Raw genomic sequence first — 22,666 nt, 5'->3', positions numbered from 1 at the left:
CGGTCTCCATATTTTGCAGGTGGGCTTTGCGGCCGCCCGCGGGTTCACTGCTCCGCTGCCAGCCCTTCGATTTCTGCCAGTGCGGCGGAGTTATCGAGCGCCGACAGGTCACCGGTCGGCTGGCCGGTGTACGCGCTGCGGATCGCCCGCCGCATGATCTTCGAGCTTCGTGTCTTCGGTAACTGACTGACGATGTGGACATGCGCCGGCCGGAATGGTCGGCCGAGTCTGGTGTCGACGTGTGCCCCCACCCTCGCGGCGAGTGCGCTTCGATCGATCGCGGCCCCCGGCACGAGTACGAGGAACGCGACCAGTTTCTGGCCCTTCACCGGGTCATCAACACCGATAGCTGCCGCCTCGGCCACCTCCGGAAGTTCCAGCAGCACGTCTTCCACTTCCGCAGGGCCAAGCCGCTTGCCGGCGAGCTTGATCGTGTCGTCGGACCGGCCAAGCAAGAAGAAGGTGCCGTCGTCGCGGCGCAACGCCAGGTCGCCATGCACCCACAGGTTTGGGATCGTGCTCCAGTAGGACTCCAGGTACCTCGACGAATCGTTCCAGAACCCTTTGGTCATGCCGATAAAGGGTGCGCGAATGGCCAGTTCGCCGATGACGCCGGTGACGCTGTTTCCCAGTACATCGACGACATCAGCGCGCACACCCGGAGAGACGGTATTGAAACCCGCGGGAGCGATCGGCCGGACGATCACACTGGACAACAGCGCCCCGGATACCTCGGTGCCTCCCGTGTAGTTCACAACCGGCGTATCGCCCTGGCCGAAAGCGCGGCCGAACCACACAAAGTGCTCGGGATCGATGCCTTCTCCCGCGGTGATGAGAAGCCGGACAGACGATGTATCGGCGCGCGTCGCTGTCGCTGCATTTGCCGCGAGTCCGCGGATCAATGTCGGCGCGGACCCGAAGTGCGTGACGCGATGCCGTTCGATCACGCGCGACATCCGGGACCAGTCCGGAAAGTCCGGCGCGCCGTCGTAGCAGACCAACGTCGCACCGCGCAGCAAAGCCGAAGACATGACGAGTGAACCGGCGATCCATCCCATGTCGGCGGGCCAGCAAAGCACATCGCGCTCGCCCAGATCAAAATGGAGAGCCGCATCGTGCGCGATCTTCAAGGGGAAGCCGCCGTGGGTGTGTACGGCACCCTTGGGCTTCCCGGTGGTGCCCGAGGTGTAGATCACCATGAACGGATCGTCGGCGCCCATGGATGCCGCTTCCAGCATGGGCGCGGCAGCGGCGACCTCGCTCCAGTCCACGCTGCGGACGGCCGAGCCAGGCAAGACCGGCAAACCCGCTCCGCATTTCCACACCATTGCTTCGATCGAAGGCAAGGATTCCAGCGCCCCGGCAATGGTCTGCCACGTATCTATGCGCTTGCCGCGTCTCTGCAACGCGTCGGACGCGACCAGCCATCTGGCTTCGCAAGCGGACAATCGCGATGCGATGGCATCCACCCCGAAGCCGCTGAAGAGCGGCACGATGATCGCGCCGCACCACGCCACCGCGAGCGCAGTGACCGTGGCCTCGATTCCGCTCTCCATCAGCATGCCGACGCGATCCCCCCGCCGCACGCCCTGGGCCACCAGCCCGCCCGCAAACTGCTGTACCCGCTCGGCCAGCGCCTCGTACGTGATGCGGTCAACCTTCCCGTCTTCCCGCTCGGCCACCACGGCCCAGCGGGCAGCGCTGGCTGGCGTCTGGGCCCAGCGGGTGACGGATTTCACCCAGTTCAGCCGCCCGCCTTCGAACCATCGCGGGAACGGCAGCCCCTCCCTGGTATCGATGAAGGACGCATACGGCTTGTCCCAGACGATGCCGCAATACTGCATCACCTCACGCCAATAGCGCTCGGGCGCTTCGGTGGAAATGGCAAGGAGCGCGTCGTAGTCGGCGGCACCCAGACGGCGCCCGAGCGCGGTGACGTTTGCCGACTCGACCACCTGTGGCGTCGGTACCCAGCTACTTCGTAGCGATTCATTCATCGTGGTTCCAAAGGATCGTGTCTCGAGTTTCGGCAGCCCCGCAGGTCGGGGCTGCGCTGCGTGGGCTCTTTAGCTGTCTCGCGTTGCGTGGCGCAGCTGGCCGGGCCTCTGTAGTCGATCGTGGTCTCACGCATGGGCTGCGTCAACGACGGCACACCGAATGTTCCGTACTTCGGAAATTCGCGTTGCTCATGCACGGTAAGCCAGGCCGGCTGCCGGGCCAGCCCCATGGCGTCTTTCCAAAGTACGGAATCTTGCTCGGCCGCGCATTGACGGGTCATGGCACGCCAACGCATCGTCAATGAAGTTTCGGCGCATTGCGCGACTCGCGATGAGCGGGCGGCCAGAGCAGCCGCATTTCATGCTTTCGACAGGAGACAGACAAATGAATCACCCCGTTGGGATCGACACACCGATCGATGGCGCCGCGGCGTCCACGCCACCCATGGGCCGGGCCATCTGGGCCGCCTCCATTGGCACGGCATTCGAGTGGTACGAGTTCGCCTTGTATGGCTCGCTGGCATCGGTTCTGGCCACGCAATTCTTTTCCGCTGTCGACAGCACGACCGCCTTCGTCTTTGCGCTGCTCACCTTCGCGATCGGCTTCATGACGCGCCCACTGGGCGCATTGATGTTCGGACGCATCGGCGACATGATCGGCCGCAAGCGCACCTTCCTTGTCACGATCTGCCTGATGGGCATCTCGACGGTAGCCGTGGGGTGTCTGCCGACCTACGCATCGGTCGGCATCTCCGCCCCCATCGCCCTGATCCTGCTGCGCATCTGCCAGGGCCTTGCCGCGGGCGGCGAGTACACCGGCGCCCTGACTTACGTCGCCGAATACTCGCCTGCCAGAAACAGAGGGTTCAATATGTCCTGGACCACGGCAGCGACCACGGCGGGCCTGCTGATGTCGTTCCTGGTGATCTACCTCGCGCGGCAGGTGTCCGGCGACGGCTTCGATACCTGGGGCTGGCGGCTGCCCTTCCTCGGGTCGGCCATCCTGCTCGCCATTTCGCTTGCCCTGCGCCTGAAGATGGAAGAATCTCCCGCCTTTCAGCGGCTGCGCCGCCAGAAAGCGCTGTCAAGCTCCCCGATCCGCGATGCCTTCCTGAACCGGAAGAACTTCGGCCGAATTGCCACCGCCTTTGCGCTCTGTGCTGGCATGACCTCGATGTACTACATGGCCGCCCTGTATCCGACGTACTTCATGACGCAGACACTCAAGGTCGACGGCGGCACCGTTAATACGCTCGTCCTCCTTGCCACCGCCGCTTCCCTGCCTTTCTTTCCGATTTCGGGATGGCTGTGCGACCGCATCGGCCGAAAGCCGTCCCTCTGCATCGGCTATATCGCCACAGCATTGCTGGTGCTGCCCATTTTTCACGGCCTCGAACGCTACGCGAATCCGGCGCTCGCCGCTGCACGCGTCGATGCGCCTGTGGTGCTGCAAACAGACCTGGCGCATTGCTCGCTGATGTTCAACCCATTGGGCAACCGCCGCTTCACGTCCCCTTGCGACACGGCAAAACAAGCGCTGGCGGGTCTCGGCGTCAGTTACCAACTGGTGGATAGTCGCAACACAACGGTGATCCGTGTCGGCGACGCGTCACTGAACGGCTACGACGCCGCCGGCCTTGACGACACAGCGCGGAAGCAGCGGGCGGAGCAGTTCTCGGCAGCACTGGTCAACGTGCTGACTGCCAATGGGTATCCCGTTGCAACCGGGAGCCATGACATTAACAAGCCGATGATCTTCGCGCTGTTGGTGATCTTCCTCGCCTGTTCCGTCCTGACCGTCATGTGCATCGGGCCAGCCCTGGTGGAGATGTTCCCCACGCGCATCCGGTACACCTCCATGTCGGTCCCCTACAACCTCGCTACCGGCTGGGTGGGCGGCCTATTGCCTACGGTGGTATTCGCGATCTCGTCGCAGACCGGCAACATTTTCTCGGGCCTCTGGTACCCCATCGGCTGGTGCGTGCTGTCGGTGGTTGTGTTGCTCGTCTGCTTCGAAGAAACCCGGGATGTGGACATTCACGCCGAGATCTAGATCCCGTCGGGTCTGGCGACCAGCGCCGATGCTGGGACCGGACCCGTATCCAGCTTTGCCACTGCCATCTCCAGCTCGTGCCGTAGCGCCAGGAGTTCGGGTACGATCCGCGGCTTCGCCACGCCAAGGCGCGAAGCCAGTCCGACAGCGCCGCAACTCAGTGCCATCGGCGTACCGTGCACGCCGATGGCAGCGGGCGTTGCAATACCGACGGCATCCCTCTGGAATTCGCCGATACAGGTGCATGTCTGCGAGGCTTCCAGGTCTTCAAACGCCGCCCGCGCGCCAGACGCGATGGCGTCGGCATGTCGTGGATCGGCTTGCCCTAGCCTGGCGAGCATCGCTCGCCTGGAATCGGGTGCGAGCGAATAGAGGTAGGCCCTGCCCACCGCGGTCAATCCCATGGGCAGGAACGAGCCGACTCCCAGCCTGAGCGTGGCAATGCGTTTCCCCGGCGCGTATGCCACATAGAGCATATGGATGTTCTCAGCCATCGCAAGGGCCACGGAAACATTCAGCCGATCCGCAACGCGCTGCATCAGCGGCATGGCGGTGACGTGCAATGGGCTCCCCTGCAAGAATGCGTGCCCGAGTCCCAAACCACGTGTGCCCAGCTCGAAGCCAACCCCAAGCGCGGCGCGACGCAGGAAGCCAAGTTGCACCAGAGTCGTTGTCAGGCGGGAAACAGTGGCCTTGGACAGTCCGGTGCGTCGCACCAGTTCACCGTTGGTCAGCGGCTTGCGATCCCCTCTGAACGCTGTGAGCACGTCGAGCCCGCGTTGCAACGTCTGTGTGCCTTCGTGATCCCGTGCGCTTTTCATTCCGTTGCGTCCGGTGCGTTGTTGGCCACGTGAATCTCCTGCAGCCTCATGGCCATGCCCGCCATGCGCGGACCGATTTCGCGGTTGACCCGGGCCTTCGACATTCGCCGGGCACGACTGATGCATGCAAGCGCAAGGGGCGCGCTGCCGGCGAGGAGGACGGGCGCAGCAACGATGTGCAGTTCGGGCTCCCACTCGCACGGCGCGCTGCAGAATCCCTGGTCGGCGATCTGCGCGATCGCCTCGCCCATACGCCGGCGCAGTCGCGCCCATTCCCTGGGATGCTTGCGCTGGATGTTGTCAAGCAGGTAAAAGCGCTCTCCTTCAGGCAGCGCTCCCAGCATCGCCCAGCCTGATACGGATGACGAAAAGGAGTAGCGCTGCCCGGCTGCAAATACCACGTCCATATCGAATTCGCGGCTGCGGCATGCCTCCAGGACAAAGAGATCCAGCCTGTCGCGCACTCCGAGCGTCAGACACCCGCCCACGTCATCAGCCAATGCCTGCATCGGTTCGCGGGCGGCGCCGCGCACATCGGACTGGGCGATGGCGGCATAGCCGAGGGCAAGCACCCGCGGTGCCAGGACGTACCTGCGCGATGCCGGATCATGCTGCAGGTATCCGCACGCAGTCAGGGACCGAAGTATCCGGGACACGCTGGCAGGGGGAATGCCCGTCAACCTTGCGATATCGCCATTGCCAAGCCAGAGATAGCCACTGCCGAAGGCCTCCAGTACGGCAAGCCCGCGCGCAACCGGGGACACCACACCGCGATCCGGCCAGGAGCTTTGCCGCGCGCCACGCGGCGCAGGCCTAGACGCCGACGCCGGCGCGGTTTCGTGAGAATGAGGTGCACCCATGTCTTCTCCTGTTTCCGCGAGGAACGACTCGCCACCCTTAGGTTTGCCACCTTAAAGGACGCCCGAAACAGGTCTCTATTTCTTTGCCCTTGGTTCCGTACTTTGGTACGAAATCGCCTGGTATGCACGAGCAACCCGCTGCGCACATCCGGACAGAAGCGGGAGCCCATCACGCGGCGGAGAACCTGAAGTGCTCTTGCAGCCGCGCGACACGCTTGGCGTGCTTCCGCCCGGCCCCGTCGTCCCGGTGCCAGCGCGCCGAGTTCGGACACCGCGGCCAGCGCAACGACTACGGCGAATGCCGATAACGGCGGCCATAAATGAGAGCGCGAGGGTGCATCACAGCGTCAAAGATTCTGGAGGATTGGAAGCTTGCGGAGCGGCTTTTTGTTCAACGCGAACAGGGCGTTGGCCACCGCGGGTCCGGCGCCCGGCACACCGGGCTCCCCCGCGCCTGAAGGCGGCGCGTCGGATTCGACGATATGGACTTCAACACGGGGCATTTCATTCAAGCGCAGCACGTCGTAGTCGCCGTAGTTGCCCTGCACGACGGCCCCCTTGTCCAGGGTGATCTGCGACTTCAGCGCCGCGCCCATGCCGAAGCCGATGCCGCCTTCCATCTGGGCGCGCACCTGGTCGGGACTCACGACAAGACCGCAGTCGACAACGCAGACCACCCGGTGAACCCTGACGTTGCCACTCTCGTTCGACACCTCGGCGATCTGCACAACCACCGTGCCGAAGGTCTCGGTCACGGACAGGCCGCGCGCACGTCCCGGCGGCAGAGGTTGGCCCCAGCCCGCTTTTCCGGCCGCCAGGCGCAGCGCGCCCGCGTGACGGGGATGGGCGCTCAGCAGATCCAGCCGGAACTGCAGCGGATCCTTGCCCGCCAGTGCGGCGACTTCATCCATGAAGCACTCGACCGCATAGCCGGAGTGATTCATCCCGACCGAGCGCCAGAAGGTCACTGGCACCCCTACCTCGGTGGACGTGACATCTACGCGCCGGGCGGGCACTGCGTAGGGCATCGTGGCGGCTCCTTCCACCGTGGTCGGGTCCACCCCGTCCTTGATCCAACCCTCGAACGGTGTCCCCTTGCACAGTGACTGTCCTACGATGGTGTCGCGCCAGCCAACAAGCTTGCCGCTGGCGTCAATCGCTGCCTTTAGCTTATGCAGATACATCGGCCTGTACTGACCGGCGCGCATATCGTTCCCGCGGGTCCACTGGACTTTCACCGGCGCGCGGTAGTCTATTGCCTTGGCGATGCTGACCGCCTCGAAGATGACATCGGCATCGAATACTGCACGGCGGCCGAAGCTGCCGCCCGTGCGCATGACGCGGAGAATGACTTTGTCGGCAGGCAGGCCAACGAGGTCGGCAATCAGCGCCAGATAGGCATCCTGGTACTGGTGTCCACCCCAGACTTCAATCGTGCCGTCCGGATTCTTCCTGACGGCCGCATTCAGCGGTTCCAGCGGCGCGTGTGCAAGGAACGGAAATTCGTAAGTCGCCTCGATGACCTGCGCGGCCGACGCGAAGGCGCCATCGATATCGCCTTGGTTCACCGCCACGGCTTCACCGCCCTTCTGCGCGAGCGTGTGGTACTTCATCGTCAGCTCCGCCGAACCGAGGCTCTCGGCACGCGACTCGTCCCAGACGACCTTGACGAGGTCCCGGGCCTTCAGAGCCGTCCACATGTGATCGGCGACGACGGCCACGCCGCGGGAAATCGTGACGGTCTGTACGAAGCCCTTGATCCGGCGTGCTTCGCTGTCGTCTACGGACTTGACCGTTGCCCCGAAGCGTGGCGGGTGGAGCATGATGGCCGTCAGCATCCCCGGCACTTTGATGTCGATGACGAACTGGTGCTTGCCCACGACCTTCGGCGGTGTGTCATACCGGCGCAGGGATTCGTTACCGATATAGACCCAGTCCTTGGGTGACTTCAAGGCGACGTGTGCGGGCGGCGAAAGCGTAGCTGCCAACGCGGCAACGCTGCCATAGGTCGCAGACCGCCCGGAAGCGTGCGTCAGGACGCCCTTGGCTGTGCGAATCTCGGACGCCGGCACGCGCCACATCTGCGCCGCCGCGGCGATCAGCATCTGGCGCGCCGCCGCACCAGCCTGGCGATACCGGTCAAACGAGATCGCCGTGCCCGTGGAGCCGCCTGTCGCCTGCATGCCAAGCACCTTGTTCGAATAAAGGCGCGGATTCCCGTAGCCGCCCACTACATCGATGTCGTTCCAGTCGGCATCGAGCTCCTCCTGGACCAGCGTCGCGATGCCGTGCCAGATGCCCTGCCCGCTTTCGAACTGCGATGCGATCACGGTCACCTTGTTGTCGGCGCCGATCTGCACGTAGCCCGTGAAAGGATTGACATCGGCCAGCGCGGGATCTGCCGCCAGGGGTGAATTGGATGCCAGGCGGTGGAAGCCGACCATCAGCCCGGCGCCAACGGACATGGCGCCAATCATGAAGCGCCGGCGGCCTGCGTTCTGCGGACCACGCAGCGCGAAGATCTTCGGGACATGCATGTCAGCCTCCCAGCGCGCGCGCAGCCTCGTGCACCGCCGAGCGAATCCGGTGATAGGTGGCGCAGCGACATAGATTGCCGGACAGGGCGGCCTCAATCTCGTCGTCGGTCGGGGCGGGCTTTTCCGTCAGCAGCGCGGTGGCCGCGAGGACCTGGCCAGACTGGCAATAGCCGCACTGCGGAACATCCAGCCGGACCCATGCCTGCTGGACCGCCTCGGCAACCTTGCCCGCCACGCCTTCGATGGTGGTGACCTTTCGGCCGGCCACATCTTTCACCTTGGTCTGGCATGAGCGGATCGGCGCTCCGTCAAGCAAGACCGTACATGCGCCACACAGCGCCATGCCACAGCCGAATTTTGTACCGGTCATCTCCAGCGTGTCGCGCAGCGCCCAAAGCAATGGCATATCCGGATCGACGTCCAGCGATATGGCATTACCGTTGAGTGTGAGGCGGGTCATGGCTTCGACTCGAAGTTCTCGATAGCCGTATGTTGCCGACCGAGGGCGCCTCGATTAAGCCACTACCTGCGCTTTGAGAATTCGGCCTCGCCGAATAATCGGGCGAGATCATCGGCCGGCGACGCCGGTGCGGAAGGGTCAAGCCTCGGCGCTTTTGATGTCCGCTCGGACCCTGCGGGGTGTTGGCGGCTTCTTGAATCGCGGATCGGCGGCAAAAATGGCCTGGACCCAGTCGATGAATGCCCGCAGCGCGGGTGGCTGATGGCGGTTGCGCAGATAGAGGAGAGAGACCGCCACCGGGCCAGACACATATTCGGGGAGCACTTGCCGCAACCGTCCGCTGTCGAGGTGGGGCTTCAGCATAAAACTGCCCGCACGGATAATTCCCAATCCCTCGATGCCGCAAGCGATGTAGCCTTCCGTATCGTTGACCATCAGGTTGCCGGCGGGATGGAACGCCTTGAGTTCGCCATCGACCTCGAATTGCCAGACCATCGGCCGCCCTGTGCGGCTTAGCAGATAACCGATGGTTTCGTGGCTGCGCAGCGACGCAAGATCCGAGGGCCGACCGGCTCTGCCGAGATATTCCGGCGAAGCGCATGTCAGCCAGGTGAAACTGCCGATCTGCCGCCCCACCAGGACTGAAGAATCCGCAATGGCGCCAGTGCGAATCGCACAGTCAATACCTTCCTGGACGATATCGACGGTGCGATCGGTCAGCGTAAGCGTCAGCGCGATGTCCGGGTATCGCTGCCGGAAGTCCTTCAGGGCTGGAATGAGCACCGCTTTACCCAGCGACGTTGGCGCATCCACACGCAGTCTTCCGCGAGGATTTCCCTGCAAGCCGGGGAAGCTGCCTTCCACGTTTTCCACGTCCTCGAGAATGCGCTTGCAGTGCTCGTAATACCGCTCGCCGTCCTCGGTGAGCTTGAGGCGGCGGGTGGTCCGATGCAACAGCCTGACCCCAAGATGGGCTTCAAGACTCTTGATGGTCTGCGTTACGGACGATGCGGGCAGGCCAAGGGTTTCGGCCGCTTTGTTGAAGCCATTCACTTCAACGATGCGCTGGAAGACCTGCATGGCCTGAAATCGATCCATCGTCGGCGGCCTCATTGCGAGTGGGAACGGGAGCAAAGCGGCAAGTATGGCACCTGGACGCGGTCGCGGTGCAGCGCAAGCCGGCTAGCCGGGGCCTCAGCCGGGCAGCAGCCAGCCGGCGCCCGCGCCAGCCAGCCCGATGAGCGCCATGCCGGGCAGCAGTCGCTGCACCGCGCGCGGCGCGTAGGACAGGCCCAGCGCCACGGCAATGGCACTGGCGGTCAGCGTGCCCACCCACGACACCGTGCCCATCGGCCCGCCCTGCGCGGCGATATGCAGTCCCCACGCCAGTGCCAGCGCCACCGCGCCCGCCAGGCGCAAGCGCGCCACCGTGCCGCGCGACGGCACGCTGCCGCGGCCATGGATATCGGCATGATGGCGCTCCAGCGACAGCGCCAGCGCGGCAAACCCGGCCAGCGACAGCGCGAACGAAGCCAGCGCGTTCATGCGGCCTCCTGCGTAGCGGCGGCGACGTTGCGCGGGCGCGATGCCACGCGTGAGCCCACGGCTTGCCGGCGACCCGTGATCCAGGCCGCGGCGCCAAGCGCCAGGCCGAGCGCCAGCGACACCAGGTCGAAGCCGGCCACGGCGGCCGGACCACGCCCCTGCAGCAGCGTCACGCCGAGATGCGAGCCGGTGGTCAGCGCATTGAGCAGCGGGATGGCGCCGAACAACGCCGCGCCCGCCCACAGCTGCGCGCACCACATGGCGCGCGTGGGCCGGCACAGCGCCAGGACCGCGCACGCGGCCCAGGCGATGAAGAACCAGCGGATCTCGGCCTCGGGCCGCTGCGCCATTGCCACCGGCAACAGCCGGTTGGCCCAGAAGTAGCTGGCAAAGGCCACCGGCAGGCCGGCGATCGCGCCGATATTGAGCGCCTCGACCAGGCGCAGCCCGAAACCCGGCCGTCCCCGCGCCGCAATCGCCCTGGCCTGTTGCTGGCGCGTGCGCACCGCCCACAGGATGGCGCCGGTGGCGACCATGGCGGAACCGGCCAGCCCGCACAGGAAGAACAGCGCGCGCAGGCCGGGGGGCGCAAAGCTGGCGATATGCAAGCCGGTCATGACGCTGCGCGTCAGTTCGGCGGCGGACTTGTCTTCGGCATACGCGCCCAGCAGGGCGCCGCTGGCACCCGCGAATTCCAGCGCGAGCGGATCGTGCGACAGCGTATCGGGCTCGGCGCGCGAGAGAGTCACGGTAGCGTTGGCATCGCCCGGAAGGTTCACCACGATGCGGCGCACCTGCCCGCCCTGCCACGCGCGCCCGGCCTGCGCCATCATGTCCGGCACGCTTGCCAGCGGCGCGGCCGTGCCGGCGGCCTTGGGCGGCAGCGGGCGCAGCCTGGTCTGCGCCTGGAACGCGCGCAGGTCGCCGCCGTATGCCGCCTCGACGCCCCACGGCATGTACATGAACAGCAGCGTGACAAGCCCGGTGTAGGTGATCATCAGGTGGAACGGCAGCGGCAGCACCGCCAGTGCGTTATGAGCATCGAGCCAGGAACGCTGGCCCTTGCCGCGCCGGAACGTAAAGAAGTCGGCAAAGATGCGGCGATGGGTGATCACGCCGCTGACGATCGCCACCAGCATGAACATGGCGCAGAATCCGGCGATCCAGCGCGCCCACTTGGCCGGCATGTAATGCAGGTCGAAGTGCAGCCGGTAGAGGAATTCGCCGCCGCGGGTCTCGCGCGCAGCCTGCAGCGGCGCACCGGTGGCCGGATCGAGCAGGCGCGTGTCGAAGCGGCGCGGCTTGCCGTCGGCATCGCGCGGCGCCTGCCCCGGCTTGTAGGTCCACAGCACATTGACCGCGTCGCGCCGCGCATCCGGCAGCGTGATGATCCAGCGCGCGGTATCGGGCGCTTCGCGCTCCAGATAGCGCAGAGCGTTCTGTGCCATCTGCGCGGCCGGAATCTGCGCGGCATCGGCGGGCGCGGTGCGATGCAGCTCCGGCCGCATCCACAGCGAAATCTCCTCCTTGTAGTAACTGGCGGTGCCGCCGCAGAACATCAGGAACAACACCCAGCACACCAGCAGGCCGCTCCAGGTGTGGAGCCATGCCATCGACTGCCTGAATCCCGCGCGCATCACGCCCCCTGCCCGAACGCCAGCATGGCGGACAGCAGCGCGGCCGGCAGCGCCAGGCCCGCCCACGCACGCCAGGCGCTACGCACCGCAAACACCCAGACCGCCGCGCCGGCATAGATGGCGAACGACAGCAGCGTCGCCGTGGTCACGGCATCGTGCCGCGCCATCGGCAGATAGCGCGCCAGCGTCGCGGTGGCCAGCGCGGCCAGCGCATAGCCCCCGGCAATAGCCGCCAGTGCACGCGCACCCACGCCCGCGCGATAGCGCCACCCGCCCGCCTGCAACGACTTGCTCACGCCGGCACCCGCAGCGCCGCGCGCGCGGCGGCATTACCCGCGCTATTGGCGTGACTGAGACAACAAGGATGGCAAGCGGGAGCGGGAGCGGGAGCGGGGGCGGCGGGCATGGCGCGATGCGGGCAGGGAATGACCCAAAATGATAACAATTCGCATTTCCAACCTCAAGGCAATCGTGGCCGGCCACGCACGAGCGCGCGATCCTTTTATCAATTTTTTTGAATAACCATGACAATCCATGCCAAGAAAAAGCATCACGGCGTTGGATATAGTTCTGCACATGGGAGCGATACAGACGAAACCGCGCCGCCACAGACAATCAACAATTTTGAATCGTTTAGGAGACATCATGTCGAACGCCAAGCTCGAAGTCCTGACCCCGCGCAACAGCCAGCTGATCATCATCGACCACCAGCCGCAGATGGCCTTCGGGGTCCAGTCGATGGACCGCCAGACCATGAAGAACAACGTGATCGGGCTGGCCAAGGCGGCCCGCGTGTTCGACGTGCCGACCACCATCACCACCGTCGAGAGCGATTCGTTCTCGGGCTACACCTACCCCGAGCTGCTGGATGTGTTTCCCGGCAAGCAGACCCTCGAGCGCACCTCGATGAATTCGTGGGATGACCAGAAGGTGCGCGACGCACTGCAGGCCGCCGGCCGCAAGAAGGTGGTGGTGGCCGGGCTGTGGACCGAAGTCTGCAACACCACCTTCGCGCTGAGCGCGATGCTGGAAGGCGACTACGAGATCTACATGGTCGCCGACGCCTCGGGCGGCACCAGCAAGGAAGCGCACGACTACGCCATGCAGCGCATGATCCAGGCCGGCGTGGTGCCGGTGACGTGGCAGCAGGTCCTGCTGGAGTGGCAGCGTGACTGGAAGAACCGCGACACCTATGACGCCGTCACCGGCATCGCCAAGGAACACTCGGGCGCCTACGGCATGGGCATCGACTACGCCTACACCATGGTGCACAAGGTGGCGCAACGCACCGCCACGCCGCACGCATCGATCGCCCCGGTGCACGCCCCGGTGATCGAGCGCTGACCCACGCAGCCAGCATCTGACAGGAGACCACACCATGAACCCAAGCCGAAGCCTCGCCCACGGTGCCCTGCTGCTCGGATGCTGGCTCGCCATAGGTACCTCGAGCCTGGCCGCCGCGGCCATGGTCGCGCAGACGCTGGCCTGAGCAGCGCTACGCTGCCGCCAAGACGCCGCGGCCGGACTGGTTACGTCATGTATCAAGTCCTGTTCCTGCCGATGGCTTTATCGCGTGCCGGCGAGCCCATAGAGTCTGCCGTGTGAGCCACGACAGCGGAACGCGAGATGCGCCTGCTGCCGTCTCCGATGCCGCGGCCGGCCCTCGCCGTGCCGTTTGCGACACCACCTTTGGATGGGAGCCACCATGTCTGTCCAGCAACGACTCGCGGCGCGCGGCCTGGCGCTGCCGCAACCGCCCCAGCCTTTGGGCAGCTATACCGCGGTCAGCCAGGCCGGCGACCTGCTGTTCATTTCCGGGCAATTGCCGCTGCAGGACGGCAAGGTCGTCTGGCAGGGCCAGGTCGGCAAGGACCTGAGCGTCGACGAAGGCAGGCGTGCCGCCGAACTGGCCGCGCTCAACGTGCTGGCGCAGATCGACGCGCATCTGGGCGGCTTTGCGCGGCTCGATCACATCGTGCGGGTCGACGGCCACATTGCCAGCGCGCCCGGCTGGTTCGCGCAACCGGCGGTGCTCGACGCGGCGTCGGACCTGTTCCGCGACGTGCTGGGCGACAGGGCCGGCCACGCGCGCACGATCTCTTCGCACTTCCAGCAGCCGGGCAACGCGGCCGTGATCCTGGTGGTCATCGCCCAGGTCCGGCCGGCATGAGCCGAACGGCTACGCCGAGAATTTTTCGAGCAGGAAGTCTACGAAGACCCGGACCCGGCGCGTGACATGGCGCGCGGACGGGTATAGCAGCACGAAGGGGCGCGCGCTGCCGCCGTATTCGCGCAGCACCTCCACCAGCGTGCCGTCGCGCAGGTCCTGCTCCACCACGAAGCGATAGGTCTGGAACAGGCCGGCGCCGGCGCGCACCAGCGTGGCGCCGCCAAGGATGTCCTCCGACGCCGTGTACGAGCCGGTCGTCACGATATCGGTTTCCGTGCCGTCGATCCGGAGGGTCCAGGGAATCCTGCGCCCGCTGCTGGGGCGCTCGAACTGTATGCACTCATGCCGCAGCAGATCCTCCGGCGTTTGCGGCGTGCCGGCTTGCCGCAGGTACGCGGGCGCCGCCACCACCACCAGCTCGGCGTCCTCGAGCTTGCGCGCGATCAGGTTCGAGTCGTCCGGCGCACGTCCGCGCACGCACAGGTCATAGGTGTCATCGGCGAAATCCACATTGCGGTTGCTGATGTGCACGTCGATCTGGACTTCCGGGTACCGGGCCCGGAATGCCGGCAGCACCGGCAATACGCGATAGTGGGCATACGGCGTCGGCAGGCTGATGCGCAGCCGCCCGGCCGGCGTCGCGTGCTGGCCGCCGATCTGCCGTTCGGCATCGACCAGCTGCGCCAGCGCGGCGCGGCTCTGCTCGAAGTACAGGCGCCCTTCGTCCGTCAGGCGGATCTGCCGCGTGGTGCGCACGAACAGCCGCACGCCCAATCTCTCCTCCAGCCGCTGCACGGTACGGCTGACCGCGGGCGGCGTCACGCCAGCGGCGACCGCGGCCGCGGTAAAGCTGCCCAGTTCCGCGGCCAGGCAAAACAGTTCGATGCTGCCGAGCTGGAGGTCATCGAATTGGCGTTTCATGGCTTCCCCTGCTGGTAACGGACCTCGCCCGGTATCCAGGGCAGTCGCCATCATAGGTTCGCGCCCCGCCGAAGTCGACTGACGCGCCCGTGCATTAGTACGCGCCACGCATAACTGTTTGTCCGGCCAGTGCCTTCGAAAGGCCGGCCCGAGCCCCTAGATTGGAACCCATCGGCGCCGCGGGCCCGATCGGCACGCTAGCCGGACCAACCTACATCGAGGTGAAAACATGAGTGCAGCACAGAAAGTCGTCGTCATCACAGGCGCATCGCAGGGCATAGGCGCGGAACTGGTCAAGGCCTTCCGCGAACGCGGCGATCGCGTCGTCGCCACGGCGCGCAGCATCCGCCCGTCCGACGACCAGGACCTCCTGGCCGTCGCCGGAGACCTGGCCGACCCGGCCACCGCGCGCCGCGTCATCGCCGAGGGCGTGGCCAGGTTCGGTCGTATCGATACGCTCGTCAACAACGCCGGCATCTTCGTTGCCAAGCCGTTCACCAGCTATACCGGCGCGGACTACACAGCGGTCACCGGCATCAACCTGGCCGGCTTTTTCCATATCACGCAGATGGCCGTCGCCGAGATGGAGAAACAGCGCAGCGGCCACGTGGTCAGCATCACCACCAGCCTGGTCGACCATGCCCTCAGCGGCGTGCCTTCGGTGCTGGCCTCGCTGACCAAGGGCGGCCTGAATGCGGCCACCCGCTCGCTGGCGATCGAATACGCCCGCACCGGCATCCGCGCCAACGCCGTCTCGCCCGGCATCATCAAGTCGCCGATGCACGCGCCCGAGACCCACGCGGCCCTGGGCGCGCTGCACCCGATGGGCCATATGGGGGAGATGCGCGATATCGTCGACGCCGTGCTGTACCTGGATTCGGCGCCATTTGTGACCGGCGAGATCCTGCACGTCGATGGCGGGCAGAGCGCCGGCCATTGACCAGCGGCAAGCGACCGCGGCAGCCCAGGGCTGCCGCGGTCATGAGATGCAGGATGGGGGCTGCCTCGCGATCAGGCAGCCCCTTGCTTCAGACCAGCCGGGTCTCGACGTGGACGTTGCCGCGCAGCGCCTTGGAGTACGGACAGGTCTGGTGCGCGGTATCGACCAGCCCCTGCGCCAGCTCGCGCTCGATGCCGGGAATGCTGACATTGAGCCGGGCCTGCAGCAGGTAGGCGTCGCCCGCCATGCCCAGGTCGATCTCGGCATCGACCGACAGGTCCGACGGCAGCTTGATTTGCCGCTTGCCGGCGGCCAGCCCGATCGCGCCGATAAAGCATGCCGACCAGCCCGCCGCCAGCAATTGCTCCGGGTTGGTGCCGGCGCCGCGCGAGCCTGGCGAGGACAGCTGCAGGTTGAGGCGGCCATCGTTGCTGCGCGCCTCGCCGTCGCGGCCGCCCGCGGTGATATGGACCTTGCCGGTGTACAGCACTTTCTCGATACGGGTCATGTCTGGTTCCTGTTGCGTGGTGTTGGTGGAGATGAACCGGGCCGGCGTGCCGGCCGGCACGGCTCAGGCGTAGGCGCCGTCGAGATACGGATCGATGCTGCGCGCCGGGTCCGCCGACACGCCGCTGCGGTCAAGCCCGGCGACCGAACGGGCGCCGTCGGTGTAGGGATCGACGTTGCGCGCACCGTCGCTGAACGGGTCGACGCTGCGGGCGCCATCGCTGTACGGGCTGCGCGGCTCCTGGACCGAGCGCGCGCCCTCGCTGTACGGGTCGCGGGCATCCACCGCGCTGCGGGCACCGTCGGTGAACGGGTCGCGTGCGCCGGCGGCGGAGAAGCTGGCGGCCTGTGCGCCGGCAGCGGCGGCAGCGAGGGCGAGGGCGAGGACAAAGCGGCGGGCGATTTGGGTAGTCATGATCGGTTTCCTTAAGTTCACGTTGAGGGTTGAGCGGGCCGGCTTTCGCTTTCGGGGTATCCGACGCCGCGGCCACGGAACGTATTTAAGGTGACCGGTGTATCGGCCATGTAGCCGATGCGGGCCGCCTTTGTCAGCCGCCGTGTCGGGGCCAGAGGCCGGATACAAAGCGGTACAAAGTGGCGGCGCCCACCCGTGTCGACTAACCGGCCGTTGCGTCCGGCTCTTCACCCAGCCCCAGGCGCCCCGCTTCCTCACGCAAGCTGCGCACAAACGCGTGCACAACCTCGCCTGCCCCACCCTGGCGCCATACCGCGCCCACCGGGCCGAACGATTCGGCGTCGGCCACGGGCAGCACGCGCAGCAGGCCCAGCGCTTCCAGGTGGCGCGCCATCGCGCCGGAACAGACGCCGATGTAGTCAGTGCCGCGCAGCACCGCTTCCAGCGTCAGCACGGAACCGGTTTCCACGCGCGGCTGCAGCCCGGCCGCGCCGCGCTCCAGCAGCACGGTGTCGAGCCGGGTCCGCATCAGGGTCTCGCGCGGCGGCATCACCCACGGGAAGGCGAACAGGTCGCGCCAGGCGATGCGCTGGCGCCCCGCGAGCGGATGATGCCGTGCCACCACCACGCCGATGCCATCCTCGAACAGCACCTCGTGCGCCAGGTGCGGGCCATAGGCGCGCGCGTCGATGGAGCCGACGATGACGTCGTAGTCGCGTCGCTCGAGCCGCTCCAGCAAGGTATTGAAGACGCCTTCCGTGACCTCGATCTGCACGTTGGGCTGCGCCCGCTGGAAGCTGACGATAGCGCTCGGCACCAGATGCGCCACGCCGGCAAAGACGCTGCCGACATGCAGCCGCGCCACCGCGCCCTTGGCGATCGAACCCAGTTCTTCATGCGCGCGCGACACCTCGCCCAGCACTCGCAGCGCCAGCTTGCGCACCGCATCGCCGGCGGGCGTGAGCTGAAGCCGGCGCCCGCGCACCAGCAGCCGTGCGCCCGCGAGCGCTTCCATCTCGCCCAGCCAGTGCGACATCGCCGATTGCGTCATGTGCAGGCGCTGCGCCGCCGCGGACAGCGTCCCGGCGTCGAGCAGGATCAGGAAGGATTCGAGATGCCGCATGCGCAGCCGGCGCGCCCAGGCGACGCTATCTGCAGGATCAGTCATGAGTGTTTACTAATACATCTATCGGAACAATTCACTGGCGCTCATGGTAAGCCAATTCAATAATGCGCAGGCGTTCCCGGGCGTTCTCAGCTTCCTCACATTGTTCTCAGGCTTTCTACCTATGAAGAAACTCTCAGTTATTTCGTACCTGGCCGTCGCGGCGGTTGGCCTGGGCCTGGCCGTGCCCGCCTGGAGCTGCGGCGAGGCAGGCTCGAACCGGCCCATCCGCCTGGTGGTATCCCAGCAAGCCGGCGGCAGCACCGACACCATCGCGCGCATGTGGGCCGAGCATGCCGGCAAGGAACTCGGCACCACGGTGGTGGTGGAGAACAAGCCCGGCGCCGGCGGCGTGATCGCCGCCAAGTCGGTGCTGGCGCAGCCCGCGGACGGCTGCACGCTGTTCCTGGCGGGCGTGTCGCAGATGGTGCTGAACAAGTTCGCCTACGCGCCGCTGGCCTATTCCCCCGAGAAGGATTTCACGCCGGTCGCAACCCTGACCAACGTGCCGTTCGTGCTGGTGGCCAATCCGCAGACCGGCCTGCGCACGCTGGACAACCTTGCTGAAGCGGCGCGCGCCAAACCCGGCGCGATCAATTTCGCCTCGTCGGGACTCGGCAATTCGACCCACCTGGTGGTCGAGATGCTGCTCAAGCAGCGCGGCCTGCGCATGACCCATGTTCCTTACAAGGGCGAGCCTGATGGCGTGATCGCCACGGTCTCGGGCGAAACGCAGGTGATGGCGCCGGTGCTCAGCACCGCACTGCCGCAGATCCGCGCCGGCAAGCTGGTGCCGCTGGTGGTGTTCGCCGCGAAACGCGTGCCGGACCTGCCGGACGTGCCGGCGGCGCCGGAAATCGGCCTGAAGGGCTTCGAGGACATCGGCTGGTCGGGCATCGCCGCCAAGGCCGGCACGCCCGCGGAGCCGATCCGGCGCATGCATGCGGCCACGCAGAAATTCCTGTCGGATCCCGCGGTGGTCGACAAGCTGCGCGCGATGCAGGTCACGCCGATGCCCGGGCCGGTCGGCAAGCTGGCCGAGCTGACCGCGCGCGACACGGTCAAGTGGAAGGACGCCATCGGCGACCTGAACCTGCGCGCCAACTGAAGCCCACCCGACACCAGATCCCGAGGTCACAATGAAAAAAGGCATGGTCGTCTGCCCGCAGCCCGAAGCGGCGGAAGCAGGCATCGAAATCCTGCGGGCCGGCGGCAATGCGGCGGACGCCGCCGTCGCCTGCGCGTTTGCCCAGACCGTGGTCGATCCGCTGATGTGCGGCATCGCCGGGTTCGGTACCGCCGCGGTGTATATGCCGTCGCACCAGGCGCACGAGTACATCGATTTCCACGCCACCGCACCGGCGCGCGCCACGCCGGACATGTGGGCCGACAAGCTGGAAGGCGAGGCCCGCGACGGCTTCGGCTTCTTCGTCAAGGACCGGCTCAACGACATCGGCTACCAGTCGATCGCCACGCCGGGCACGCTGCGCGGGCTGGAGGCGATTCACCGCAGCTACGGCAGGCTGCCCTGGCAGGAAGTCATCGCGCCGGCGATCCGCTGGGCGCGCGACGGCTATTTCGTGCGGCCGGGCATGTATGCGTTCTGGATCGACGAAGGCACGCTGGGCCGCGCCAGCAACCGGGAACGCCTGGCGTACAGCGCCGATGGCCGGCGCCTCTATTGCCGCGAAGACGGATCGCCCAAGACCATCGGCACGCCGCTGCGCAATCCCGGCTTCGCCGACACCCTCGAACAAATCGCGCGCGAAGGCGCGGACGCGTTCTATCTGCATGATATCGCCGGGCGCATCGTCGCCGACATGGAAGCCAACGGCGGGCTGCTGTCGCGCGCGGACCTGGCGGAATACCAAGTGGAGCGCACCGCGCCGCTGACCGGCACCTATCGCGACCGCACCATCACCACCAACCAGCCGCCGGGCGGCGGCGTGATGCTGATCGAGATGCTGAACATCCTCGAGCGCTTCGACCTGGCGCGGATCGGCCACAACACGCCGGAATACCTGCGAATTGTCTGTGAGGCGATGAAGGCGGCCACCCGCGACAAGGACCTGCACGTCGGCGATCCGGCCTTTGTCGACGTGCCGCTGGCGCGCCTGCTCGACAAAGGCTATGCCAGCGAGCTGGCAGCACGCATCGTCGCCGGCGACAAGGTCGACATTGCCCGCGTCAATCCCGGTCATGTGGTGCCGCGCGATACCACGCACCTGTCGGTGGTCGATGGCGAGGGCAACTGCATTGCGCTGACGCATTCGCTGGCGATGCCGTCGGGCGTGATGACGCCGGGGCTGGGCTTTTTGCACAACGGCTGCATGGGCGTGTTCGATCCGCGCCCGGGCCGCGCCGGCAGCATCGCGCCGGGCAAGCGGCGCTTCACTTCGTCCTGCCCTTCGATCGTGTTCCGCGACGGCAAGCCCGAGATCGTGCTCGGCGCGCCGGGCGGCACCCAGATCGCCATGGGGGTGCTGCAGGCCATCCTGAACGTGGTGGATTTCGGCATGGCGATGCAGCCGGCCGTGTCGGCGCCGCGCTTCTCGTCGACCAGCAATGCCATCGACGTGTGCAACCGGATTCCGCGCTATTTGACCGCGGAACTGGAAGCGCAAGGCTATGAGGTGATTCGCAATCCGTACAACTACACCATTGCCTGGGTGCATGCGATCCGGCTGGCGAACGGGCAGCTGGATGGCGGGGCGGACCCCGGCCGGGACGGGGTGGCGCTGGAGACGGAGATCGCCTGAGAGACATCGCGGGCCAAAAATCCCTCACCCCGAAAATTTTCCTTGTAATGAGATCGATTCCCATTTACTATCCAATCACTGCCTGACGCACGGTGTACCGAAGCAAGCACCGGACGGCGCGGGCAGACCGGCCAGGCTGGCACCGCGCGGCACGCGACGGCAGTCAGCGCTGGCAGGCATGACAGATTTCCGGATGCCGCCCCCGCGGCCTTCGATACCGACTTTTGTGGGGACCGCTCCGTCACGCGGAGCGTTTGGTAGTAGCCAGTCGCCGGAAGATCGGGAAAGCAACCAGACCCCGCTTTCCCGATCGCGTCTTCCGGCGGCAAGCCAGGCCACCTTTTTATTCCGCGCGCCGTGCAGGCACGTCGCGCCGCCAGGGACGGGAGCGCCAGCGCCCGGCCGGCCCTGGCGCTTCCCGCCTGAAATCCCGCCAAGCCACTGACGCCGTGCCCCGTGCGGCGCCAGGCCGGGCGCCGCCCTGACTGCGGGGCGCCAGCCGCAGCATGCCTATGCCATCCGCCATGTCATCCGAGAGCACCAACCCGATCCATCTCAAGCGCGCTGGCCTGAAGGCGACGTCGCCGCGGATGCGCATCCTTGAAGTGTTCCGCACCAGCGCCAGGCGCCACCTGAGCGCGGAAGATGTCTATCGCATCCTGCTGACGCAGGACGAGGATGCCGGGCTGTCGACGGTGTACCGCGTGCTCAACCAGCTGGTGCAGGCCGATATCCTGCTGCGGCACAGCTTCGAGTCGGACCACGCCGTATTTGAACTGAACGAAGGCGGTCACCACGACCACCTGATCTGCGTGGCGTGCGGCCGCGTGGAGGAATTCCGCGACGAGAGCATCGAGCAGCGCCAGCGCCAGGTCGCCGCCGACAACGCCTTTGTGCTGCGCGAGCATATGCTGGTGCTGTACGGCGTATGCCCGCAATGCCGTGCCGACGCCGTCGACGCAGAGCGCATGCCGGACCTGCCGGCCAGCGCCTGATCCCGCCCCCGCCGCCGCATGTCGCGCGCCTGACGGAGTCATCCATGGAGCGCCTGACCAAACCCCTGTCTGAACTGAAGCACCTGATCAACCTGTGCCTGCGCCAGGAGCCTGGCTGCCAGGACTGCCAGCTGCGCGCGGTGTGCGTGCACCGTCCCGACCACACCGGCTGCAACTGGAGCGCCGAGGTCGATTTCCCCGAACGCAGCGAAGCCGACGCCGTGCGTCACTGGCGCCAGGCCCGTCGCGTGGTGATGATGGTGCGCGAGCAGTACAACGTGGGCACAGCGGCGCAGGCCTGATCCGGCTACTCAGATCAGATATCGAGTTGTGCCGCCGTGATGCCTAGCGCTGCGGCAATCCGCTCGCGCGATGTCTTGCGCAGTCGGGTACTGTTTTCCTGCTGCGCGTAGGCAGACTGCGAGATGCCAAGCCGCGCGGCGACTTCCGCCTGCGTCAGGCCAAGATGTTCGCGCCAGGCACGCAGCGGCGGTACGTCATCGATTAGCACGCGCCGGACCACGGCATGCGGGATCAGGTCCGCGGCATGGGCAAATCGCGTGAGGTAATCTCCGTACGGGATCACGACAAAAGCCGGCTTGCCGTCCGCCCCAACGATCGTCTGAAGGTTAGTAGGTTCGTTCATCCCGTTTCTTCACTTCCTGAATTTCCACGATTCGTATGGCACCGTCCCAGTCGAACAGCACGCGGTAATTGCCAACCCTCAGCCGAGCGCCATAGACATGACCGGCCAGCGCTTTGACGTGCTGGCAGTTCGGCATGTATGCCAAGGCTTCCACCGCATCCACGATAGTGACGCGCATCGGCTTGTCGAGCCGAGGACCTGCTTCGAGGCTCTTGCGTCCAAAATATCGAGTTCATCA

The 22,666-nt window shown here is 66.2% G+C and carries 22 protein-coding genes and 1 pseudogene; 8 read left to right on the top strand and 15 right to left on the bottom strand.

Annotated features, from left to right (window positions below):
* Positions 1-44: 44 nt before the first annotated feature.
* A complete protein-coding gene (locus ACEI37_RS06520; RefSeq protein WP_373375959.1) occupies positions 45-1,997 on the bottom strand; it encodes an AMP-binding protein in 1,953 nt (650 codons plus the stop codon).
* A gap of 385 nt (positions 1,998-2,382) precedes the next feature.
* Here ACEI37_RS06520 and ACEI37_RS06515 point away from each other — a divergent pair, with 385 nt between their 5' ends.
* Positions 2,383-4,050 (top strand): MFS transporter, encoded by a 1,668-nt coding sequence (locus tag ACEI37_RS06515; protein WP_373375958.1) that lies wholly within the window; start codon positions 2,383-2,385, stop codon positions 4,048-4,050.
* Here the strand turns inward: ACEI37_RS06515 and ACEI37_RS06510 are convergent.
* The 8 genes from ACEI37_RS06510 to ACEI37_RS06475 form a co-directional block, all read right to left on the bottom strand.
* Positions 4,047-4,871 carry an IclR family transcriptional regulator gene (locus ACEI37_RS06510; RefSeq protein ID WP_373375957.1) on the bottom strand — a complete coding sequence of 275 codons (825 nt, stop codon included), beginning with the start codon at positions 4,869-4,871 and terminating at the stop codon, positions 4,047-4,049. The genes ACEI37_RS06515 and ACEI37_RS06510 overlap by 4 nt on opposite strands.
* Positions 4,868-5,731, bottom strand: a complete 864-nt coding sequence (locus tag ACEI37_RS06505; RefSeq protein ID WP_373375956.1) for an IclR family transcriptional regulator — start codon at positions 5,729-5,731, stop codon at positions 4,868-4,870. Before ACEI37_RS06505 ends, ACEI37_RS06510 begins: the two co-directional genes overlap by 4 nt.
* Before the next feature lie 347 nt (positions 5,732-6,078).
* Entirely contained in the window at positions 6,079-8,268 is a 2,190-nt protein-coding gene (locus ACEI37_RS06500; RefSeq protein ID WP_373375955.1) for a molybdopterin cofactor-binding domain-containing protein, read from the bottom strand.
* Position 8,269: 1 nt separating this feature from the next.
* Positions 8,270-8,728: a (2Fe-2S)-binding protein gene (locus ACEI37_RS06495; protein WP_373375954.1), complete on the bottom strand. Its 459-nt coding sequence runs from the start codon at positions 8,726-8,728 to the stop codon at positions 8,270-8,272.
* A 138-nt stretch (positions 8,729-8,866) separates the two neighbouring features.
* The gene (locus ACEI37_RS06490) at positions 8,867-9,826 is read right to left on the bottom strand and encodes a LysR substrate-binding domain-containing protein (protein ID WP_373375953.1); all 960 of its coding nucleotides are present in this window, start codon (positions 9,824-9,826) and stop codon (positions 8,867-8,869) included.
* A 96-nt stretch (positions 9,827-9,922) separates the two neighbouring features.
* Complete coding sequence (locus ACEI37_RS06485; protein WP_373375952.1) at positions 9,923-10,273, bottom strand: DUF3325 domain-containing protein; 351 nt, start codon at positions 10,271-10,273, stop codon at positions 9,923-9,925.
* Positions 10,270-11,910 (bottom strand): PepSY-associated TM helix domain-containing protein, encoded by a 1,641-nt coding sequence (locus ACEI37_RS06480; protein ID WP_373375951.1) that lies wholly within the window; start codon positions 11,908-11,910, stop codon positions 10,270-10,272. The genes ACEI37_RS06485 and ACEI37_RS06480 overlap by 4 nt, the downstream gene beginning before the upstream one ends.
* Positions 11,910-12,206, bottom strand: a complete 297-nt coding sequence (locus ACEI37_RS06475) for a DUF3649 domain-containing protein (RefSeq protein WP_373375950.1) — start codon at positions 12,204-12,206, stop codon at positions 11,910-11,912. The genes ACEI37_RS06480 and ACEI37_RS06475 overlap by 1 nt, the downstream gene beginning before the upstream one ends.
* 349 nt (positions 12,207-12,555) lie before the next feature.
* Here ACEI37_RS06475 and ACEI37_RS06470 point away from each other — a divergent pair, with 349 nt between their 5' ends.
* Entirely contained in the window at positions 12,556-13,254 is a 699-nt protein-coding gene (locus ACEI37_RS06470) for a hydrolase (protein WP_252669026.1), read from the top strand.
* Between the two features lie 361 nt (positions 13,255-13,615).
* Complete coding sequence (locus ACEI37_RS06465) at positions 13,616-14,080, top strand: RidA family protein (RefSeq protein WP_373375949.1); 465 nt, start codon at positions 13,616-13,618, stop codon at positions 14,078-14,080.
* Between the two features lie 9 nt (positions 14,081-14,089).
* Here the strand turns inward: ACEI37_RS06465 and ACEI37_RS06460 are convergent, their stop codons facing one another.
* Positions 14,090-15,001 carry a LysR substrate-binding domain-containing protein gene (locus tag ACEI37_RS06460; RefSeq protein ID WP_373375948.1) on the bottom strand — a complete coding sequence of 304 codons (912 nt, stop codon included), beginning with the start codon at positions 14,999-15,001 and terminating at the stop codon, positions 14,090-14,092.
* A gap of 229 nt (positions 15,002-15,230) precedes the next feature.
* On the opposite strand from ACEI37_RS06460, the gene ACEI37_RS06455 reads away from it, so the two are divergent.
* Positions 15,231-15,941: an SDR family NAD(P)-dependent oxidoreductase gene (locus ACEI37_RS06455; RefSeq protein WP_373375947.1), complete on the top strand. Its 711-nt coding sequence runs from the start codon at positions 15,231-15,233 to the stop codon at positions 15,939-15,941.
* A gap of 88 nt (positions 15,942-16,029) precedes the next feature.
* Here ACEI37_RS06455 and ACEI37_RS06450 read toward each other — a convergent pair whose 3' ends face one another.
* From ACEI37_RS06450 to ACEI37_RS06440, 3 genes are all read right to left on the bottom strand, one after another.
* Positions 16,030-16,449 carry an organic hydroperoxide resistance protein gene (locus ACEI37_RS06450; protein WP_373375946.1) on the bottom strand — a complete coding sequence of 140 codons (420 nt, stop codon included), beginning with the start codon at positions 16,447-16,449 and terminating at the stop codon, positions 16,030-16,032.
* 63 nt (positions 16,450-16,512) lie between these two features.
* Positions 16,513-16,863, bottom strand: coding sequence for a hydroxyquinol 1,2-dioxygenase (locus tag ACEI37_RS06445; protein WP_373375945.1), 351 nt, complete (start codon positions 16,861-16,863; stop codon positions 16,513-16,515).
* 202 nt (positions 16,864-17,065) lie between these two features.
* Positions 17,066-18,031: a LysR family transcriptional regulator gene (locus tag ACEI37_RS06440; RefSeq protein ID WP_373375944.1), complete on the bottom strand. Its 966-nt coding sequence runs from the start codon at positions 18,029-18,031 to the stop codon at positions 17,066-17,068.
* A gap of 121 nt (positions 18,032-18,152) precedes the next feature.
* On the opposite strand from ACEI37_RS06440, the gene ACEI37_RS06435 reads away from it, so the two are divergent.
* From ACEI37_RS06435 to ACEI37_RS06420, 4 genes are all read left to right on the top strand, one after another.
* Positions 18,153-19,136 (top strand): Bug family tripartite tricarboxylate transporter substrate binding protein, encoded by a 984-nt coding sequence (locus ACEI37_RS06435; RefSeq protein ID WP_373375943.1) that lies wholly within the window; start codon positions 18,153-18,155, stop codon positions 19,134-19,136.
* Between the two features lie 43 nt (positions 19,137-19,179).
* On the top strand, positions 19,180-20,787 hold the full coding sequence (ggt, locus tag ACEI37_RS06430; protein ID WP_373377726.1) for a gamma-glutamyltransferase: 1,608 nt from the start codon (positions 19,180-19,182) through the stop codon (positions 20,785-20,787).
* Positions 20,788-21,293: 506 nt separating this feature from the next.
* The gene (gene fur, locus ACEI37_RS06425; RefSeq protein ID WP_373375942.1) at positions 21,294-21,782 is read left to right on the top strand and encodes a ferric iron uptake transcriptional regulator; all 489 of its coding nucleotides are present in this window, start codon (positions 21,294-21,296) and stop codon (positions 21,780-21,782) included.
* 44 nt (positions 21,783-21,826) lie between these two features.
* Positions 21,827-22,084 (top strand): hypothetical protein, encoded by a 258-nt coding sequence (locus ACEI37_RS06420; protein WP_062804044.1) that lies wholly within the window; start codon positions 21,827-21,829, stop codon positions 22,082-22,084.
* Between the two features lie 14 nt (positions 22,085-22,098).
* On the opposite strand, the gene ACEI37_RS06415 is transcribed toward ACEI37_RS06420, so the two are convergent.
* Both ACEI37_RS06415 and ACEI37_RS06410 read right to left on the bottom strand, forming a co-directional pair.
* A complete protein-coding gene (locus tag ACEI37_RS06415; RefSeq protein ID WP_373375941.1) occupies positions 22,099-22,428 on the bottom strand; it encodes a helix-turn-helix domain-containing protein in 330 nt (109 codons plus the stop codon).
* Positions 22,412-22,664: pseudogene (locus tag ACEI37_RS06410) on the bottom strand (type II toxin-antitoxin system RelE/ParE family toxin). The gene ACEI37_RS06415 and the pseudogene ACEI37_RS06410 overlap by 17 nt, the downstream one beginning before the upstream one ends.
* Positions 22,665-22,666: the final 2 nt, after the last annotated feature.

The sequence above is a fragment of the Cupriavidus nantongensis genome (genome assembly GCF_041726985.1).
Classification (GTDB): Bacteria; Pseudomonadota; Gammaproteobacteria; order Burkholderiales; family Burkholderiaceae; genus Cupriavidus; species Cupriavidus nantongensis_A.
Note: the sequence above shows the minus strand (reverse complement) of the source record. Positions and strands in the feature narration are given on the sequence as shown.